Annotated in this window: 21 protein-coding genes; 8 read left to right on the top strand and 13 right to left on the bottom strand. The window is 62.7% G+C overall.

Annotation, left to right across the window (positions count from 1 at the left end; all coding sequences use genetic code 11):
• Positions 1-16: 16 nt before the first annotated feature.
• The 3 genes from P0D73_RS26680 to P0D73_RS26670 form a co-directional block, all read right to left on the bottom strand.
• A complete protein-coding gene (locus P0D73_RS26680; RefSeq protein ID WP_408316340.1) occupies positions 17-1,009 on the bottom strand; it encodes an isoaspartyl peptidase/L-asparaginase family protein in 993 nt (330 codons plus the stop codon).
• Positions 1,006-1,989: a MurR/RpiR family transcriptional regulator gene (locus P0D73_RS26675; protein ID WP_132373407.1), complete on the bottom strand. Its 984-nt coding sequence runs from the start codon at positions 1,987-1,989 to the stop codon at positions 1,006-1,008. Before P0D73_RS26675 ends, P0D73_RS26680 begins: the two co-directional genes overlap by 4 nt.
• A gap of 166 nt (positions 1,990-2,155) precedes the next feature.
• The gene (locus P0D73_RS26670; RefSeq protein WP_408433451.1) at positions 2,156-3,409 is read right to left on the bottom strand and encodes an MFS transporter; all 1,254 of its coding nucleotides are present in this window, start codon (positions 3,407-3,409) and stop codon (positions 2,156-2,158) included.
• 95 nt (positions 3,410-3,504) lie between these two features.
• On the opposite strand from P0D73_RS26670, the gene P0D73_RS26665 reads away from it, so the two are divergent.
• Complete coding sequence (locus P0D73_RS26665; RefSeq protein ID WP_408286831.1) at positions 3,505-4,215, top strand: pseudouridine synthase; 711 nt, start codon at positions 3,505-3,507, stop codon at positions 4,213-4,215.
• Between the two features lie 167 nt (positions 4,216-4,382).
• Positions 4,383-4,571 carry a hypothetical protein gene (locus P0D73_RS26660; protein ID WP_132373404.1) on the top strand — a complete coding sequence of 63 codons (189 nt, stop codon included), beginning with the start codon at positions 4,383-4,385 and terminating at the stop codon, positions 4,569-4,571.
• A gap of 169 nt (positions 4,572-4,740) precedes the next feature.
• Here the strand turns inward: P0D73_RS26660 and P0D73_RS26655 are convergent, their stop codons facing one another.
• Entirely contained in the window at positions 4,741-5,766 is a 1,026-nt protein-coding gene (locus tag P0D73_RS26655; RefSeq protein ID WP_408433449.1) for a Rossmann-fold NAD(P)-binding domain-containing protein, read from the bottom strand.
• Between the two features lie 96 nt (positions 5,767-5,862).
• Here P0D73_RS26655 and P0D73_RS26650 point away from each other — a divergent pair, with 96 nt between their 5' ends.
• On the top strand, positions 5,863-6,894 hold the full coding sequence (locus P0D73_RS26650) for a CDP-6-deoxy-delta-3,4-glucoseen reductase (protein ID WP_132373402.1): 1,032 nt from the start codon (positions 5,863-5,865) through the stop codon (positions 6,892-6,894).
• Here P0D73_RS26650 and P0D73_RS26645 read toward each other — a convergent pair.
• The gene (locus tag P0D73_RS26645; protein WP_408433446.1) at positions 6,860-7,909 is read right to left on the bottom strand and encodes a hypothetical protein; all 1,050 of its coding nucleotides are present in this window, start codon (positions 7,907-7,909) and stop codon (positions 6,860-6,862) included. The two genes, P0D73_RS26650 and P0D73_RS26645, sit on opposite strands and share 35 nt — an antisense overlap.
• A 79-nt stretch (positions 7,910-7,988) precedes the next feature.
• The gene (locus P0D73_RS26640) at positions 7,989-8,327 is read right to left on the bottom strand and encodes a hypothetical protein (RefSeq protein ID WP_408433443.1); all 339 of its coding nucleotides are present in this window, start codon (positions 8,325-8,327) and stop codon (positions 7,989-7,991) included.
• Here P0D73_RS26640 and P0D73_RS26635 point away from each other — a divergent pair.
• Positions 8,317-9,501, top strand: a complete 1,185-nt coding sequence (locus P0D73_RS26635; protein ID WP_408433440.1) for an acetylornithine transaminase — start codon at positions 8,317-8,319, stop codon at positions 9,499-9,501. The genes P0D73_RS26640 and P0D73_RS26635 overlap by 11 nt on opposite strands.
• 18 nt (positions 9,502-9,519) lie before the next feature.
• A complete protein-coding gene (locus P0D73_RS26630) occupies positions 9,520-9,990 on the top strand; it encodes a GNAT family acetyltransferase (protein ID WP_408433437.1) in 471 nt (156 codons plus the stop codon).
• Between the two features lie 87 nt (positions 9,991-10,077).
• Here the strand turns inward: P0D73_RS26630 and P0D73_RS26625 are convergent, their stop codons facing one another.
• From P0D73_RS26625 to P0D73_RS26595, 7 genes are all read right to left on the bottom strand, one after another.
• Positions 10,078-10,794, bottom strand: coding sequence for an ABC transporter ATP-binding protein (locus P0D73_RS26625; RefSeq protein WP_116139411.1), 717 nt, complete (start codon positions 10,792-10,794; stop codon positions 10,078-10,080).
• Positions 10,794-11,567, bottom strand: coding sequence for an ABC transporter ATP-binding protein (locus tag P0D73_RS26620; RefSeq protein WP_132373397.1), 774 nt, complete (start codon positions 11,565-11,567; stop codon positions 10,794-10,796). The genes P0D73_RS26625 and P0D73_RS26620 overlap by 1 nt, the downstream gene beginning before the upstream one ends.
• An 18-nt stretch (positions 11,568-11,585) precedes the next feature.
• Positions 11,586-12,755: a branched-chain amino acid ABC transporter permease gene (locus P0D73_RS26615; protein WP_408179788.1), complete on the bottom strand. Its 1,170-nt coding sequence runs from the start codon at positions 12,753-12,755 to the stop codon at positions 11,586-11,588.
• A gap of 18 nt (positions 12,756-12,773) precedes the next feature.
• Positions 12,774-13,724, bottom strand: a complete 951-nt coding sequence (locus P0D73_RS26610) for a branched-chain amino acid ABC transporter permease (RefSeq protein ID WP_012434109.1) — start codon at positions 13,722-13,724, stop codon at positions 12,774-12,776.
• Between the two features lie 230 nt (positions 13,725-13,954).
• Positions 13,955-15,154, bottom strand: a complete 1,200-nt coding sequence (locus P0D73_RS26605) for a branched-chain amino acid ABC transporter substrate-binding protein (RefSeq protein WP_408179841.1) — start codon at positions 15,152-15,154, stop codon at positions 13,955-13,957.
• 540 nt (positions 15,155-15,694) lie between these two features.
• Positions 15,695-16,654 (bottom strand): 4-hydroxy-3-methylbut-2-enyl diphosphate reductase, encoded by a 960-nt coding sequence (ispH, locus tag P0D73_RS26600; protein WP_132373394.1) that lies wholly within the window; start codon positions 16,652-16,654, stop codon positions 15,695-15,697.
• A 2-nt stretch (positions 16,655-16,656) separates the two neighbouring features.
• Complete coding sequence (locus P0D73_RS26595; protein ID WP_075302429.1) at positions 16,657-17,112, bottom strand: FKBP-type peptidyl-prolyl cis-trans isomerase; 456 nt, start codon at positions 17,110-17,112, stop codon at positions 16,657-16,659.
• Positions 17,113-17,279: 167 nt separating this feature from the next.
• On the opposite strand from P0D73_RS26595, the gene radC reads away from it, so the two are divergent.
• From radC to rpmG, 3 genes are all read left to right on the top strand, one after another.
• Positions 17,280-18,059 (top strand): RadC family protein, encoded by a 780-nt coding sequence (gene radC, locus P0D73_RS26590; protein ID WP_408286819.1) that lies wholly within the window; start codon positions 17,280-17,282, stop codon positions 18,057-18,059.
• Between the two features lie 229 nt (positions 18,060-18,288).
• Positions 18,289-18,522 carry a 50S ribosomal protein L28 gene (gene rpmB / locus P0D73_RS26585; protein ID WP_007180631.1) on the top strand — a complete coding sequence of 78 codons (234 nt, stop codon included), beginning with the start codon at positions 18,289-18,291 and terminating at the stop codon, positions 18,520-18,522.
• A 10-nt stretch (positions 18,523-18,532) separates the two neighbouring features.
• The gene (rpmG, locus tag P0D73_RS26580) at positions 18,533-18,700 is read left to right on the top strand and encodes a 50S ribosomal protein L33 (protein WP_007180630.1); all 168 of its coding nucleotides are present in this window, start codon (positions 18,533-18,535) and stop codon (positions 18,698-18,700) included.
• Positions 18,701-18,798: the final 98 nt, after the last annotated feature.

Raw genomic sequence — 18,798 nt, 5'->3', positions numbered from 1 at the left:
TAAGCGGCCAGACTGACTAGCGGTAAATCGCCGTCACCGGCGCTTCGCCGAGCCGCGCAAAACCGCGATACATGCCTTCGGTATTGAACGGCAGCGTGACATTGCCGCGCGCATCGACGGCAATCAGGCCGCCGCGTCCGTCGATCTTCGGCAGGCGGTTCATCACCACGTCGTCGGCTGCTTCCTGCAACGACACATTGCGGTAAGCCATTTGCGCGGCGACATCGTAGGCCGCGACCATGCGCATGAACATTTCACCCGAGCCGGTGGTCGAGACCGCGCAGGTCGCGTCGTCCGCATAGCAGCCCGCGCCGATTAGCGGCGTATCGCCGACCCGGCCGGCCTGCTTGTTGGTGACGCCGCCCGTCGATGTCGCTGCCGCCACGTGTCCGTGCTGATCGAGCGCGACGGCGCCGACGGTGCCGAACTTGCGGTTCGGATCGATCGGTTCGTGCGGCGTCGGATCGTCGTCACTGGGAGACGGCGCGGCGGCGAGCGTGGCGCCGTCGTGATCGAGCATGGCGCGCTGTTGCCCGCGCGCGATCAGCCATTGGCGATGGCGCGCTTCGGTATGGAAATACTCGGGCTCGGCGAATTCGAGTCCTTGCGCGGCGGCGAACGCTTCCGCGCCTTCGCCGGTGAACAGCACATGCTCGCTGCGTTCGAGCACGCGGCGCGCCGCCAGAATCGGATTGCGCACGCGCTTTACGCAGCAGATCGCGCCGGCGTCGAGCGTGCTGCCGTCCATGATCGCCGCGTCGAGTTCGTGCGTGCCGGCCGCGGTGTAGACCGCGCCGCGGCCCGCGTTGAAGAGCGGGCAGTCTTCGAGCAGGCGTACGGCTTCGCTGACGGCGTCGAGCGCGCTGCCGCCGTCGGCGAGCACGCGCTGGCCGGCGCTCAGCACCGCGTGCAACGCGGCGTGGTAGTCGGCTTCGGCGCTGGCCGACATCGACGAGCGCAGGATCGTCCCTGCCCCGCCATGAATGGCAATGACTGCGTTGGAGTTCATCGTTTGGCTTTCGTAGTGCGAGGAGTGCGGGAAGTTCGGGTGGTTCGGGTCGCGCCGCGCGCGGGCCGCGCGCTCGTGCCGGCAGCCTCGGCTTGCGGGTCGACGAGCCACGGCAGCAGGAATTCGCTGACTTCGGCGGCGGCCTTCACCGAGCGTTTGGCCCGATACGCCACCGCGTCGCACAGCGCCTCGATCACGGCGAGCACGGCCGAATCGGCATTCGCCGCGAGCCGCCGGTCGGCGCGGACGTAGAGCGAGATGTCGGCGAACTGCGCGAGCGGCGAACGCGGACTGTCGGTAAGCGCGAGCACGCGAGCGCCACGGCCCGCCGCACGATGCGCGAGCTCGATCGTGTCTTCGACGTAACGCGGAAAAGCGATACCGATGACGAGGTCGCCCTCGTTGGAAGCAAACAGACGCCGCGCGGCGTGCGACGGTCCGCCCATTAGCGCGAGCGACTGCACGTTGTCGTGATACGGCATCAGGCCGTGTTCCATCAGACCCGCGAGAAACGCGCTGGCGCCGAAGCCGAGCACAAACACGCGGCGCGCGGCGATGATCGCTTCGACGGCGGCTTCGGCCGCGGCGCTGTCGATCGCCGTGCGGGTGGCGTGCAGATTGTTGGCGGCCTGTTCGAGCGATGCGTCGACCACATCGTCGCCGGCTGCGAGCGACTCCTGCGCACTGCGCAAGCGCTCGACCGGTGCGAGCGTCGCCTCGAAGCCGCGGACCAGCGCCTCACGAAACTGCGGATAGCCGTCGAAACCGAGCGCGCGCGCAAAGCGATTCGCCGTCGCCACCGACGCACCGACCACGCTGGCCAGCTCGTCGATCCGCATGGTCGCCGCGCGAAACAGATTGGCCAGCACGTAGTCGCCCATGCGCCGATGAATCGGCGTGAGGGTCGGCATGGCCGCGGCGATACGCGCGGCGATGGCCTGCTCGGCGGAATCGGAAGCAACGGACGGTTGATGAATCATGCGAGGGCGCGGTGCTTGGGGGCGTAATGAAAATGAATGAAAGTATATTTACACGGAAATCTCGCAGAAAAAAATTCATTTTCATTTTCGAGGGTTTTCACCGACGACCCGCGTACAAACTACGCATCCCAATCGCTCACCGGCGCGGCTTCGTGAAAATCTGTTTTCAGCAAGCCGCGGCGCTTTGCTCCGGAATGCGCGCAAGCCGCGCCGCCGGCGACATGACGATGATCAGCGCCTGCACGAGGAAGGCGGCCGCAGCAGCGACCAGACACGCGTCCATGCCCCAGCGCGCGCTGATTGCGGCACCGAGCAATGCACCGAGCGGCCGCGCACCGTAGGTAGCGGTGCTGTTGAGCGCGGAGACGCGCCCCATCATCCGTTCGGGCGTGATGGCCTGGCGCAGCGTGGTCGAGCCGACCACCCACAGAATCGGTCCGGCGCCGAGCAGGAAGAAGCTCAGCGTCGCCAGCCAGAACGACGGCGCAACGAGTGTCGCCACCATCACGAGCGACGCGAGCAGTCCGCACGACGGCCCGATGATCAGCACACGGCCGAATGCGAGGCGTCGCGCGATGGCGGACGCGGCGAGCGCGCCGCACACCATGCCGACACCGTAGGCGCCGAGCGTCACGCCGACCGCCGACGCGCTCAGACCCAGCCGATGCACCGCGTACGGTACATATACCGCTTGCAGCACGAAGAAGCCGAGGTTGAAGAACACCGCGGTCGCGAGCATCGGACGCAGCAGCGCGTCGCGCAGCACGAAACGCGTACCGTCGCGCAGTTCCAGCATGAAGTGACGCTGCGGTGCGGCCGCGCGCGGCGGCTCGCGCAAGCCCCCCAGCAACGCGACGGCCAACCCCGACAGCGCGGCCGCGCAGCCATATGCCCAACCCGCGCCGATCCAGCCGACCAGCAGTCCGCCGAGCGCCGGCCCCGCGGAATACGCCACGCTGCGCGCAAGTTCCAGCCGGCCGTTCGCGCTGGCGTAGGCTTCGCGCGGCACGAGCGCGGGCACCAGAGAAGGCGCCGCGACGTTGAAGGCCACCGTGCCGGTCGCGGCGATGAAGCCGAGCGCGGCGAGCAGCGGCAAGCTCAACGCATGGGTCATCACGAGCAGCAGCACGCACAGCATGGCGATCACGCGCACGCTTTCAGCGAGCGTCATCAACGTGCGGCGCGAGCGACGGTCGGCCCAGACGCCGAGCGGTATCGACAGCAACAGGAACGGCAGCGTCTGCGCGGCTTGCAGCAGACCCGTGTCGCGCGCGTCGGCGCCGAGTGCGAAGACCGCGACGAGCGGCGCCGCGGCGAGGCTGATCTGCTCGGCGGATTGCGCGACCAGGTTCGACCACGCGAGCCGCTGAAAGGCGGCCGGCAGTCGGTGTACGGATAACGTGGAGGATGGGGCGTGCATCGATGAGCTCCTGCGACGGGACATGGAAGCGTTCATCGTGGTCCGACTCGCGCCGTGGGGCGCTCCGCTTCTTGCGGTGTTATTCTTCGCTCGCCATGAATCTCGAAAGCATTCTCTTCACTCAAGGTTTCGGCTCGCGCCGCCAATGCCGCGCGCTGATCGCCGACGCGCGCGTGAGCATCGGCGGCGCTGTCTGCACCGATGCCGACGCCGATTTCCCCACCGGCGACACTACCTTCTCCTTCTGCGTGGACGGCGTCGTCTGGCCGTATCGCGAGCAGGCCTATTTGCTGCTGAACAAGCCGGCGGGCTACGAGTGTTCGCGCGATCCGCAGCATCATCTGAGCGTGTTCAGTCTGTTGCCGCCGCAGTTCGCCGAGCGCGGCGTGCAATGCGTGGGCCGGCTCGATCAGGACACGACCGGCCTGCTGCTGCTCTCCGACGACGGCAAGTTCGTGCACCTGTTCACGTCGCCGAAACGCAAAGTGCCGAAGGTGTATGTCGCGACCACGCGTCATCCGATCGACGACGCGCAATTGAGCGCGCTGCGCGACGGCGTGCTGCTGCACGGCGAGCCCAAACCGATTGCAGCCGTCGACGCAAAGGCACGCGGCGATCACGCGCTCGCGCTCACCGTGATGGAAGGCAAGTATCACCAGGTCAAGCGGATGATCGCCGCAGCCGGCAACCGCTGCGAGGCGCTGCATCGCGAGCGGATCGGCGGACTTGCTTTGCCCGAAACGCTTGCGCCAGGCGCGTGGCAATGGCTCGATGAAACCGACCTCGGATCTCTACGGAGCGGGTAAACCGGTAGCGCCCATTTAAGCTCTTGATGCAGCAGGAAATCGCATGCGCGGCTGCGCACATAGCGCGCGCGGCGCCTGCTCGCGCGCTGCGTCGCAGCATGATCTTCCTTACACCTCGCCCTATACTCGTTTAAACAATGACTACAAAGGGTTCAGGGAGGGGCGCCATGATCATCCAAAACGGTTTCCAGATTCCGGCGGTGATGATTGCTTTTCTGTGCCTTGGACTGGTCGTGATCGGCGGCTTGCTGGTCATGATGCGGCTGCGGCACAAATATCATCCGAACCTGATCGGCGCATTGATCGGCGCGATGCTGTGTTTCCTGCTGCTGGAAGCATTGCCCGCGCTGACGTAGGCCTCGCGACGCCGCGCCGCGCCGCTGCAGTGGAGCGCGGCGCGGGTCGGATTTTTTCCGGGCGGTGCCTGGAGAGATGGCTTTTTGCCGCGCTTTTTTGTGGGTTTTTGCGGTGTGTGGGAAGGTTGAAGCGACGCTCTTCAACCTTCCCTTTCAGACCTTCACGCCTTCACGCCTTCACGCCTTCACGCAGAAAATCTTCGACGCTCGGATACCGCAAGCGCACGCGCAATTCCTCTTTGAGACGCCGATTCACCAGCCGCCTCGATTCACGCATGAAAGACAGCAAGGTCGGCTCGATCTGCGACTCTGCTTCGGCTCGCGTAATGCGTGGCGCACGCGCGAGGCCGAACGCATCGGCGACTTCGTCGAAGTACTCGCCCATTTTTAGCGACGTGTCGTCGGACGCGTGGACCACGCGCCCCGGCCGCCCATGTGTGGCGAGGCGCACGAGGATCGCGGCCAGATCGTCGGCGTGAATGTGATTGGTGTAGACGTCGTCGGCATCGATCAAGGCCGGCGTGCGCTTTTCGAGCCGCGCAAGCGGCAGGCGGTTGCCCGCATAGATGCCCGGAATCCGCGCGATGCTCGCCGCGACGCTGCCGCGCGCGGTCGCGCGCCGCAATTGCCGTTCGGCCGAGACACGGCGCTTGGCGCGCGGATTGGCTGCTTGCGTCACGCGGGTCTCGTCGATCCACGCGCCGCCGCAGTCGCCATAGACGCCCGTTGTGCTCGCGTACACGAGTCGCACCGGTGCGCGCGAACCGGCGGTCCGGCGCACCCCGTCGGGTACAATATCGGCTGTTCCAGATTCCGCCCACGAGGCACGAAGTTGGCGCAACCGCCCCACCGGCGAAACGGCAGGCGCCACAGCGGCCCGCGCTGAATCGCGGCGCGCGCCCAGCGTAGCGAGCAAGGCGCGGGTACGGCGGTCGTCGTCGCCGGTTTTCTGCGGTGGCGCGAGATGCAGCACCGTCGGCGCGAGGCCCGCGAGCCGTTTCAGGCTGCGGCGCACATCCAGATCGCCGACCAGCGGCGTCACGCCCGCCGCGCGCAACTCGGCGCAGCGCCCGGCGTGACTGGTCAGCGCGAAGACATGCGCGCGTGGCCGCAGCAAGGGCACGCAGCGCATGCCGACATCGCCGCAACCTACGATTAACACGCGCGGCCGGCGGAAGTTTCGTGTCGCTTTCATAGTTGACGCATTGTAGCCGTCACGCGCGGCAGGCACCGCGCCGTTGACACGGCAGCTCCGATAACGATTACCGACTTTTTCGATTTCGAACACTTTATGGCATTTAACGTCACGCTCCGGCAAAGCGGCCGGCAGTTTCAGGTAGAACAGGACGAACCGGTGCTGAGCGCCGCCTTGCGCCAAGGTATTGGCCTGCCGTACGGCTGCAAGAACGGCGCTTGCGGTTCGTGCAAGGGCACTGTGGTCAGCGGGGAAATCGAGCAGCGTGCGCATTCGTCGTCGGCTTTGTCGAACGACGAAAAAACGCGCGGAATGGCGCTCTTCTGCTGCGCGACTGCCTGCACCGATCTCGAAGTGGATATCCGCGAAGTGGCGGGCGTCGGCGACGTGCAGGTCAAGAAACTGCCGTGCCGCGTGAACGCGATCGAGCGCAAGGCCGACGACGTCGTCGTGCTGAAGCTGCAATTGCCCGCCAACGAGCGGCTGCAATATCTCGCCGGCCAGTACCTCGAATTCATTCTGAAAGACGGCAAGCGCCGCAGCTATTCGATGGCGAACGCACCGCACACGGAAGGCCCGATCGAATTGCACATCCGTCACATGCCCGGCGGCGCCTTCACCGATCACGTGTTCAACGCCATGAAGGAGCGCGACATTCTGCGCTTCGAAGCGCCGCTCGGCACGTTCTTCCTGCGTGAAGATTCGGACAAGCCGATCGTGCTGCTCGCCTCGGGTACGGGCTTCGCGCCGCTGAAGGCAATCGTCGAGCACGCGGTGTTCAAGAACCTGAACCGGCCGATGACGCTCTACTGGGGCGCTCGTCGCAAGAAGGATCTGTATTTGCTCGAACTAGCCGAGCAATGGGCGCGCGAGATTCCGAACTTCAAGTTCGTGCCGGTGCTGTCGGAGCCGGACGCGGGCGACGCATGGACCGGCCGCGTCGGCTTCGTGCATCGCGCGGTGATCGAGGACTTGCCGGATCTGTCGGCGTATCAGGTGTACGCGTGCGGCGCGCCGGTGATGGTCGAGTCGGCGCAGCGCGATTTCACGCAGCATCACGGTCTGCCGGAAGACGAGTTCTACGCGGATTCGTTCACGAGCGCAGCGGATCTCGCGAACGCGGTTTGATGGGAGAGGCGTCGGCGCAGATGCGTCGATGCTCGCTATGCGGACTTCTGGAAGCGCGGCTATGCAAATGGCCGCGCTTCGCGCATTGATGATTTGCACCGGCGCAAGTCTCGATTCTGAGCCGAAGTACGTGCGCCTGATTCTCGAGCGCGGCATGCTCGGACTGCAGCATTTTATGCAATGCGGTGCGGCCATCGCTGCCGGCCGTTCCCAGATTCGAAGCCAGAAAATTCACCGCGTTCAGTGTGTCGAATAGCCGGTGACCATACACCGGGTCATGATGTGCGACGCGATTGCGTGTCCGGTAGATGCGCTCCAGTTGAACAGCGACCGCAGACCGGTCGATCCGCTTGTTCGGGAAAATCGGCTTCAGCGCTGGTTTCCATAGCGTCTGTTCGTAATCGCGGGAAAAAAGGCGCTTCCAGAAGTACATCGTGAGTTGGGTAATCACCTGACCACTTCTAACAGCGATCGCTTTTTGCCGCGCATCGACCCGATACTCATGTTCCAGGCCCGGCGGCACACCGCGACGAAACGCGGCTTGATCGAGTGCGCGCTTGTCGGAAGCTGTCAGCTTGGCATACGCTGCGCGCTGTGCACCGCGAACCGCCGCTTCGATCTTGCCTCGCTCCTCGTCCTTCCAGGCGACGGTGGACGACACAACCAGCCGTCTACGCCGAAGTGGTCGCCCAGCCTGTCGCACACCGCATTGCGCAGTGCTATTTCGACGACTGCCGTAACGCTCATCAACGCCCCGGCGAGTTGCAGCATCTGTTGATGAAGCGCAACGGCCGCGCGCGTCGTGCTCGCCATTGCGTGAAAAGTGCTCAGGCGCTCTCCGGAAAGCAGTGTTGCGACGGCTGAAATTTCCTGGTCTGTGAGATGGTCCATCGACGTGCGCCTCCTCGGCTTTTAGAATTGTCAGCGACAAGTCGGGATCAGCGTCGGCAGCTATCTTCGGATGGGCGGACCCCCGGCTTCCTGATTCAGAATGGGCGCTCAGTCGAGCGCCCATTTGCATTTCCAGCGGCCGTTCTTCGTGACCTGCCCCGCCCGCCGGGCAGGCGGTTCAAACGACCGCCGTCACATTTTAGTCAGCCGGACATCTCATAATCGGCAAGCAGCATGAACTCGCGCGATGGACAAAAATATCCCTCCGACGCAAATTCATGGTTTACACCAGCGCTTTCCTTGTCGTATTCTTTCGCGCATGAACCGCATCCAATCCGAACTTCGACGTCGCCGCTCGCCGCTCCCCTAGGGACGCCGCTGGCTTCGTCACGGATTCGCGCCACACAAAGGCGCAAGCTGTTCGAATCATGAAAGCCACGGCATGCCGTGGCTTTTCTGTTTTTCGGCCCCTGGTTTCGTAGTTGGCCAATCTTCATCCACCCTTCACCCCGCTGTCTGGAGCCTGCCGTCATGAATTTCAATGAATATCCGATCGAGTCGCTGATGTACATCACGAACCGGCCCGAAATCGTTTTCACGCACGGCAAAGGCTCGTGGCTCTACGACAATAACGGCAAGCGATATCTGGACTTCATCCAGGGCTGGGCGGTCAACAGTCTCGGCCATTGCAACGACGGCATGATCGAAGCGCTGAACAAGCAGGCCAAGCTGCTGCTCAATCCGTCTCCGGCCTTCTACAACGAGCCGATGGCGCAACTCGCCGGCCTGCTCACGCAACACAGCTGCTTCGACAAGGTGTTCTTCGCAAACAGCGGCGCCGAAGCCAACGAAGGCGCGATCAAGCTCGCGCGCAAGTGGGGCAAGAAGTTCAAGGACGGCGCGTTCGAGATCATCACGTTCGATCACAGCTTCCACGGCCGCACACTCGCCACCATGTCGGCGAGCGGCAAGCCGGGCTGGGACACGATCTACGCACCGCAAGTGCCGGGCTTCCCGAAGGCGGATCTGAACGACATTGCATCGGTGGAGAAGCTCATCACCGCGAAGACCGTTGCCGTGATGCTCGAACCGATTCAGGGCGAAGGCGGCGTGATTCCCGCCACGCGCGAGTTCATGCAGCAACTGCGCGAGCTGACCAAAAAGCACAACCTGCTGCTGATCGTCGACGAAGTGCAAAGCGGCTGCGGTCGCGCCGGCACGCTGTTCGCATACGAGTTGTCGGGCATCGAGCCGGACATCATGACGCTCGGCAAGGGCATCGGCGGCGGCGTGCCTCTCGCGGCGCTGCTCGCGAAAGCGGACATCGCCGTGTTCGAAGCGGGCGATCAGGGCGGCACCTACAACGGCAATCCGCTGATGACCGCGGTCGGCTACTCGGTGATCTCGCAACTCACGGCGCCGGGCTTCCTCGAAGGCGTGCGGGCGCGCGGCGAGTATCTGCGCTCGAAGCTGCTGGAGTTGTCGGAAGAACGCGGCTTCCTGGGCGAGCGCGGTGAAGGCCTGCTGCGCGCACTGCTGCTCGGCAAGGACATCGGCAACAAGATCGTCGAAAAAGCGCGCGACATGCAACCCGACGGCCTGCTGCTGAACGCGGCGCGTCCGAACCTGCTGCGCTTCATGCCGGCGCTGAACGTGACGAACGAAGAAATCGACCAGATGATGGCGATGCTGCGTTCGATTCTCGACACGCTGTAACCGAACGGGACCGCGCGTATGACATCGAGCGCATCGTTATCGATCCGCCGCTTCGAAGCGAGCGACACCGATGCCGTGGTCGCACTGTGGCAGGAGGCCTTCCCGGAGTATCGGGACGCCACGAGGCCGCAGCGCAATCCGCATCTGTCGATCGCCAACAAGCTGGCGACGCAACCGGAACTGTTCTTTGTCGCGGTGTTCGGCGAGCGAATTGTCGGCACGGTGATGGGCGGCTACGATGGTCACCGCGGCTGGCTGTATTCGCTCGCGGTGGATGAGTCGCTGCGTCGTCATGGGATCGGCACGCGCCTCGTCGCGCATGTCGAAAACGCGCTGACGGAGCGTGGCTGCCCGAAGCTGAATCTGCAGGTGTTGTCCGCGAAGGCCGATGTGCGCGCGTTTTACGAGGCGCTCGGTTATCGCGCCGATGCGGTGGTCAGTCTCGGCAAGCGCCTGGGTGAATTCGCGGACGCGGTGCCTGCCGTATAAAGTATAAAGCCCCGCAGAATAGAGAAAGGCCGCATGCGTAGTTCACGCATGCGGCCTTTTTTCATAGGCAGAGCAAACTAACGGGGCTTATTCACCCAGATAAGCCGCCCGCACCTTCGGATCATCCAGCATCTGCTTCGCGTCCCCCGACATCGTCACCAGACCCGAGTCCATCACGTAGCCGCGATTCGCCGCCTGCAACGCCAGACGCGCGTTCTGCTCGACCAGCAGCACCGTCATGCCTTCCGCCGAGATCGCCCGCACCACTTCGAAGATCTTCTCGACCATGATCGGCGACAGGCCCATCGACGGCTCATCCAGCAGCAACAGCTTGGGACGCGAGATGATCGCGCGCGCCATCGCCAGCATCTGCTGCTCGCCGCCCGAAAGCGTGCCCGCGTATTGCGCCGCGCGTTCCTTCAGACGCGGGAAGAAGCCGAACATGCGATCGACGTCCGCCTTGATGCCGTCCGTGTCCGTACGCAGATAAGCACCCATCTGCATGTTCTCGACGATCGACATGCGCGCGAAAATACCGCGGCCTTCCGGCACCATCGCGAGACCCCGCTTGAGCAGCAGATGCGGCGGCACGCCCTTGATCGACTCGCCCATGTACTCGATGTCGCCGATCGTGTACGGTTTCAGACCCGTGATCGCCTTCATCGTCGTGGTCTTGCCCGCGCCGTTCGCACCGATCAGCGTGACCAGCTCGCCCTGGGCGACCTCGAGGTCGATCCCCTTGACTGCCTGGATGCCGCCGTAATTGACCTGCAGGCCCTTGATTTTCAACATTGCCGTTGCCATTAGTGGACCCCCGCACCCAGATAAGCTTCGATCACCTTCGGATCCTTCTGCACGTCGTGCGGCAGACCCTGCGCGATCACCTTGCCGTAGTCGAGCACCGTCATCTGGTTGCACAGACCCATCACGAGTTTCACGTCGTGTTCGATCAGCAGGATCGTCTTGCCGTCCGCGCGGATCTTGTCGAGCAGCTTGGTCAGCTCGACCTTCTCCGTCGCGTTCATGCCGGCGGCCGGTTCGTCCAGCGCGAGCAGCTTCGGATCGGTCGCCAGTGCGCGGGCAATCTCCAGCCGGCGCTGGTGGCCGTACGACAGGTTGCGCGACGTGTAGTCCGCGTACTGCGCAATGCCGACGTACTCCAGCAGTTCAATCGCGCGTTCCTTGATCTCGCGCTCTTCCTTGCGCTCGGCCGGCGTCTGGAACACCGCGCCGATCAGGCCGTGTTTCGTGCGCACGTGACGTCCAACCATCACGTTTTCTAGCGCGGTCATGCCGCCGAACAGACGGATGTTCTGGAACGTGCGCGCGATGCCGGCCTTCGCCACCTGATACACCGCGGTCGGCGTATAGTTCACGCCGTCGAGCTTGAAGTCGCCCGAATCCGGCGTGTACAACCCCGTGATCACGTTGAAGAACGTCGTCTTGCCGGCGCCGTTCGGGCCGATCAGACCGTAGATCGTGCCTTCCTTGATCTCCAGTCCGACGTCGGACAATGCCTGCAAACCGCCGAAGCGCTTGTTGACGCCTTTCACGGACAGTCGAATGTTGTCGCTCATGTTTTTCTCTCCGGTCCGTTAAGCCCGTATCGGCTTCTTGCCGCTACGCTTCGACAGTTTCGCGATCTTGTCTTCGTGCTTGGGCGACGGCCACAAGCCTTCCGAGCGGTACAGCATGATCAGCACCATCGCGAGTGCGTAGACCAGCTGACGGATCACTTCCGTATCGACGATTTCATGGCCGAAGATCATGTTCTGCAGCGGACCCATCGTCGAGCGCAGGAATTCCGGCAGCACCGCGAGCAGCACCGCGCCGAGAATCACGCCCGGAATGTGGCCCATGCCGCCCAGCACCACGCACGCCAGCACGACGATCGACTCCGGCAGCGTGAACGATTCCGGCGACACGAAGCCCTGGAACGAGCCGAACATCGCGCCCGACAGGCCGCCGAACGACGCACCCATCGCGAACGCCAGCAGCTTCACGTTACGGGTGTTGATGCCCATCGCCTTGGCGGCGATTTCGTCTTCACGGATCGCGGCCCAGGCACGGCCGATACGCGAGTGCTGCAAACGCGTACACACCCAGATCACCAGCAGCGCGGCCAGCACGAACAGGTAGTAGTACGAGTACACCGACGGGAACTGGAAGCCGAACAGCGAGTGCGTTTGCGCGAGGCTGAAGTCGCCCACGTGCACCGGGTCGATCCCCGTGATCCCCTTCGGGCCGTTGGTGATATTCACCGGGCGGTCGAGGTTGTTCAGGAAGATCCGCACGATTTCCCCGAAGCCCAACGTCACGATGGCGAGGTAGTCGCCGCGCAGACGCAGCGTCGGCGCGCCGAGAATCACGCCGAAGAACGCGGCGACAGCCATCGCGCAGGGCACGATGATGAGAAACGGCACGTGCAGGCCATTCGGCGCGAGATGCGCGATCCACTCGAATTGCGACACCAGGTGCGGCGAGCTCAGCAGCGCGGCCGTGTAGGCGCCGACCGCGTAGAACGCGATGTAGCCCAAATCCAGCAGGCCGGCGAAGCCGACCACCACATTGAGGCCGAGCGCGAGCATCACGTACAGCATCGCGAAGTCGAGCACGCGGACCCAGTAGTTGCCGCCGGCCGTGCCGATGATCATCGGCGCCGCGATCACGAAGATCGCGGTGATGATGCCGACGGTCAGCGTCTTCGTCAGGTTCTTTTCAGGGATGAGCGTCGTGGACGGCTCGATCGGTTGAATTGAGGTCATGTCTGTTTTCTCCCGGGATCAGGCGCGATCCGCAACACGTTCGCCAAGCAGGCCCGACGGACGGAACACCAGCACGATGATCAGCACGATGAAGGCGAACACGTCCTGATAGTTACTACCGAACACACCGCCGGTGAGGTTGCCGATATAGCCGGCGCCCAACTGTTCGATCAGGCCGAGAATCACGCCACCCACCATCGCGCCGCCGAGATTGCCGATACCGCCCAGCACCGCCGCGGTAAAGGCCTTCAGGCCGGGGATGAAGCCCATATAGAAGTGTGCGTTGCCGTATTCCGACGCGATCATCACACCGGCCAGAGCGGCGAGCGCCGAGCCGATCATGAAGGTGGCCGAGATCACGAAGTTCGGGTTCACGCCCATCAGCGAGGCATTGCCCGGGTTCTCGGCGATCGCCCGCATGGCGCGACCGAGCTTGGTCTTGTGCACCAGCAGCAGCAGGCCGCCCATCACGAGGAACGCCACCACGATGATCACGATTTCAGTCATCGAGATCACGGCGCCAGGCGTCGTGTCGGTGGCCTTGATCACGTTGAGCGGGTCGGTGGGCAACAGCTGCGGGAACGGCAGCGGGTTGCGCGACCAGATCATCATGGCCAGTGTCTGCAGCAGGATCGACACGCCGATCGCGGTGATCAGCGGTGCGAGACGCGGCGCTTTACGCAACGGCCGGTAGGCCACGCGCTCGATCGTGTAGCCGACTGCCGCGCACACAATGGCCGCGATGATCAGCGCGATGATGAGCGTCGGCACATTGCCGAGGCCGGGGAAGTGGTTCTGAAGCACGCCTATGGCCGAGAGCGCAACCATCGCGCCCACCATCAACACATCGCCGTGAGCGAAGTTGATGATGCCCAAGATGCCGTAAACCATCGTATAGCCCAGTGCGATGATGGCGTAAACGCTGCCAAGCACCAGCCCGTTGAGGACCTGCTGGATGAAAATATCCATTTAATGCTCCTTAGCCCGTGCGACTGGATTCGCGTTCTTCATCAGCCGGTGGGCGGTGATGCGGTACGCCAATCTCAACGGCACTGCGGGTACTGATGTAAAAGACCGGTAAGGGTTATCCGCTGCCGGTTCGCCTTGGCGACTGGATGACAGTCGCGGGCTTGCCTTGGGCGGATGCAAAAACGGCACCGTTGGGTGGTTTCGGTGCCGTCAGGCTGAACGTCCCGTCATCACATCTTCACGACGTCGAGAACTGCTTTTTTGCCGTCCTTGAAGTCGTAAAGCGTAATGGCGCCCTCTTTCAAATCACCCTTGTCGTCGAACGCGATGTGACCGATTACCCCGTTGTAATCAGTCGACGGCATCGCAGCCAGCACCTTGGGCGCCTCGATCGAATTAGCGCGCTTCATTGCATCGACAATCACGTACACAGCGTCATACGTGAACGGTGCGTAAATCTGCACCGGTGTGTGGAAGCGGTCCACGTACTTCTTCTCGAAGTCCGCTCCCTTGTCCATTTTCGAAAGCGCAAGTCCTGCCTCCGAACAGACCAGGTTTTGCACGGCGGTTCCCGCCAGCTCACCCACCTTGTCGGTACACACACCGTCGCCGCCAAGGATTTTTGCCCTGATACCGAGCGCCGCCGCCTGTTTGGTGAACGGCCCGCCCGTCGCGTCCATGCCGCCGAACATGATCACGTCCGGCTGAACACGCTTGATCTTTTTAAGGACGGCCTGAAACTCCGTAGCCCTGTCATTCGTGGATTCACGCGAGACGATCTTTGCCCCGCTCGCCTGGGCTGCTTTCGCAAACTCGTCGGCCAATCCCTTGCCGTAGACGCTCGAGTCGTCGACGATCGCGATGCGTTTCGCGTTAAGCACCTTCGTTGCGTAGTTGGCAAGCGCCGGCCCTTGCTGGGCATCGGTCGCGACCACACGATAAGTCGTCTTGAAACCTTGTTGCGTGTAACCCGGGTTCGTCGACGACGGCGAGATTTGCACGATGCCGGCATCGCTATAGATCTTCGACGCAGGAATCGAGACGCCCGAATTCAAGTGGCCGACCACGGCGACGACGTGATCGTCGACGAATTTTTCAGCGACCGCCGTTCCCGTTTTCGGGTCCGCGGCGTCGTCTTGTGCGTCGAGCTCCAACTGGATCTTGTGGCCGTCGATGGTCAAACCCTGTGTGTTGATTTCATCAACCGCCAAACGCGCGCCGTTTTCATTGTCTTTACCGAGGTGAGCAATGGGGCCCGTCAATGGGGCCGCATGACCGATCTTGACGATAGTCGCTTCGCTCGCCGGTGCCGCCGCGGCCGTAGCCGCCGACGCCCCCGCTCCCGCCTCGCCATCCTGTTTCTTGCCGCACGCGGTCAACATCGCAACCGCGGCCGCGATGGACACGGCGTAAGCAAATTTGACTCGCATTAAGTAGGTCTCCTGCGCCTTCCAAAAACTATTGTTCGGGGCCCTAAGGCCTTGAGAACGCGCGCATTGTAACTCCAATTTTGCGACGGGCAATATTGTTGAACCGGCAGGGTTTTCCTGCATTGCAACCTTATTTTGAGAGCGAAATCCGCTAATAGGCGCAACCCGGTTGCGATTATTTTTCGTGCATCAGTTGCACCAGCGCTGCACCCAATGGCATCAAGTGTTGCGGCGAATTCCCCCGACGCCCGATTGCACCGCGCTTGGCGTTAAGTATTACGTTTCCAGCAATATCGAGACGCACGCACTATCTTAGTGCGTCAAAAAACCGCGCAGCCCGTTTAGGTCTTATAAAACGGGGACGCATCGCTTATAAATCTATAAAAAACCGGATCACATTTCAAAGAAATTTGTGCGAGAGGACACCAAATTCAGCACTTTTCTATGATCTGGCACTTTATTTGGTGCGAGCTTGTGCAAACTTGGAGATAAAAAAAGCGCGCCCTCGGGCGCGCTTTTCTTTCAGCAGTCGGCGGATCGTCAGGCCGGCAAACCCAGCCCGCGCGGCAACGGAAACGCGATGTTTTCCTCGATGCCGTCCAGCGCGCGCACGTTGCGCACGCCAAGCTCACGCAGCCGGGCGATCACCGCCTGCGCCAGCACCTCCGGCGCCGAGGCGCCGGCCGTCACGCCGATGCGGCGTTTGCCCTCGACCCAGACCGGATCGATCTGGTCGGGCGAGTCCACCATATAGGCGGGCACACCGAGCTTTTCGGCCAACTCGCGCAGCCGGTTGGAGTTCGAACTATTCGGGCTGCCGACCACGATCACGACGTCGCACTGCGGCGCCATGAACTTCACCGCGTCCTGGCGGTTTTGCGTCGCGTAGCAGATGTCCTGCTTCTTCGGCTCGCGGATGGACGGGTATTTGGCCTTCAGGGCGCCGATGATCTCGGCGGCGTCGTCGACCGACAGTGTGGTTTGCGTGACGAAGGCGATCCGCTCGGGGTCGGCCAGTTGCAAGGCCTGCACGTCTTCGATGTCCTCCACCAGATGCATGCCCTCACCCGCCTGGCCCATCGTGCCTTCGACTTCAGGATGGCCTTTGTGGCCGATCATGACGATGTCGAAGCCGTCCTGGCGCATCTTCGCGACTTCGATATGCACCTTGGTGACGAGCGGACAGGTGGCGTCGTACACGCGCAGCCCGCGCGACTCGGCTTCCGAACGCACGGCCTTGGACACACCGTGCGCGCTGAAAATCACCGTATTGCCGGGCGGCACTTCTTCCAGCCGCTCGATGAAGATCGCGCCCTTCTTGCGCAGATCCTCGACAACGTAGGCGTTATGGACGATTTCGTGACGCACGTAGATCGGCGAGCCGTGCAGCTTGATAGCCCGCTCGACGATCTCGATCGCCCGGTCGACGCCGGCGCAGAACCCGCGCGGCTGCGCCAGCAGGATCTCGGTTTCAGCAAGAGTCGTATCCGTGATGCTCATGTTTACAGAATCCCGATGATTTTCACTTCAAACGCCAGCGCCTGGCCGGCAAGCGGGTGGTTGAAATCGAACAGGGCCGACGTTTCGCCGACTTCTTTCAGGACGCCGGCGTAGCGGCCGCCACCTGGCGCGTTGAATTCGACCAGGTCGCCCGGCGAAAAATCCTCGCCGATCATGCTGTTTTCCCGCAGCGTGGCCAACGACACGCGCTGGATCAATTCCGGATTGCGGGGACCGAACGCCTGCCCTGGCGCTAGCTGAAAGGTCGAATGGTGGCCCACCTTCAAACCTAGCAAAATATCTTCCAGCGGCGGCGCCAGTTGGCCGGCGCCGAGTAGCAGCGTGGCGGGTTTGTCGTTAAACGTATTGATGACTTCGGCGCCATCGGCAAGGGAAAGCCGGTAGTGAAGCGTCACGTGTGAACCGGGTTTCACTTCGGAAATGTCGATGATGCTCATGCAATGCTCGCTCAGTCGAAGCGCGCTGCACGCGTGCGCCGCTGGCGCAGTCGACGCGTGTGGCAAACCGTCGGGGTGCCGTGCGCAAAGCGTCTATTGTAAGCCACATAGCGGGCGGCGGCTTGCGTCCGTGGCGCCCCCAACCCGAAGCGGAGGACACTCTATATATGGCAGATCACGCCACCCTATTTGACGAGGCAACCCCTGAAACGGCCGCCCCCGAGCCGTCGGCGCCCAACGTAGCGGCTTGCGGCGAGCCCGCGTCCCCGCCGCTCCTGCGGGGTAAATGGCTAAAAAACGACATGCCGCGCGAGCGGCTGCTCGAACAGGGGCCCGGCGTGCTTTCGGATACCGAGATGATCGTGCTGATACTCGGCTCCGGCCTGCCCGGCCACGACGTCTTCAGTGTCGCGCGCGCGTTGCTCGACCGTTTCGGCTCGCTGCGCGCGATGCTCGACGCGACCTACACGGATTTCGACGGCCTGCGCGGCATCGGCCCGGCGAAAAAGGCGCAGCTGCTGGCCATCATGGAAATGGCGCGGCGCTCGCTGGTCGAAAAAATGCGCTCGCGCTCGCTGATGAATTCACCCGAAGCCGTGGAAAACTACCTGCGCCTGCGGATCGGCGGCCGTCCGCAGGAAGTTTTCGTGTCGCTTTTCCTCGACGCCCGGCATCGGCTGATCCGCTGCGAAGAAAGCGCGCAGGGCACGCTCACGCGGATGGCCGTGTATCCGCGCGAGATCGTGCGGCGCGCGCTGAGCCTGAATGCGGCCAGCCTGATCGTCGCGCATAATCATCCTTCCGGCGCCGTCCAGCCGAGCGCGAGCGACTGCCGTCTGACGCACACGCTGCGCGACGCCCTCACACTGATCGACGTGCAACTGGTCGATCACCTGGTGATCGGCACGGACAGCGTCTACTCCTTCGCCCGCGCCGGCTGGCCGTGAGACGGCATGAACCAGGGTCGCGCAGACGTTGCGTCGTGTCCGGCATCGCAAATAAGGTTTGATTTTGCGGCTTTTTTTCCGCTATAATTCCGGTTTGCCTATTTCCAACCCCCTGTTCCGAAGCCACCAAGGCGTTCCGGAAAGGAAACGTGCCTGAATTTCAGCGCGGCTCTTTTCGGGAAACTTTCACGGCGTTCGAACTCAGAATTAGCGTATTAGGAGTGCTCTCATGGCACGCGTATGCCAAGTAACTGGGAAAGCGCCGATGAGCGGCAACAACGTTTCCCACGCGAACAACAAAACCAAGCGCCGGTTCCTGCCGAACCTGCAAAACCGCCGCATTTGGGTGGAAAGCGAAAACCGTTGGGTGCGTCTGCGCGTTTCGAACGCCGGCCTGCGCCTGATCGACAAGAACGGTATCGACGCTGTGCTCGCAGATCTGCGCGCACGCGGTGAAGCCTAAGGAGTAAATCATGGCGAAAGGCGCACGCGACAAGATCAAGTTGGAATCGACCGCAGGCACGGGTCACTTCTACACGACGACCAAGAACAAACGCAACATGCCGGAAAAGATGCTGATCAAGAAGTTTGATCCGGTCGTCCGTAAGCACGTTGAGTACAAGGAAACCAAGATTAAATAAATCTTGGCTCCTGCCTGACGAAGGCAAAAGACATGCAAAAAAGCCTCGCATTCGTGCGAGGCTTTTTTGTTTTCAGCGTTCGCATGTTTCTGCTTTTG

It is taken from the genome of Paraburkholderia sp. RL18-101-BIB-B (assembly GCF_046026985.1).
In the GTDB taxonomy this organism is placed as follows: Bacteria; Pseudomonadota; Gammaproteobacteria; order Burkholderiales; family Burkholderiaceae; genus Paraburkholderia.
Note: the sequence above shows the minus strand (reverse complement) of the source record. Positions and strands in the feature narration are given on the sequence as shown.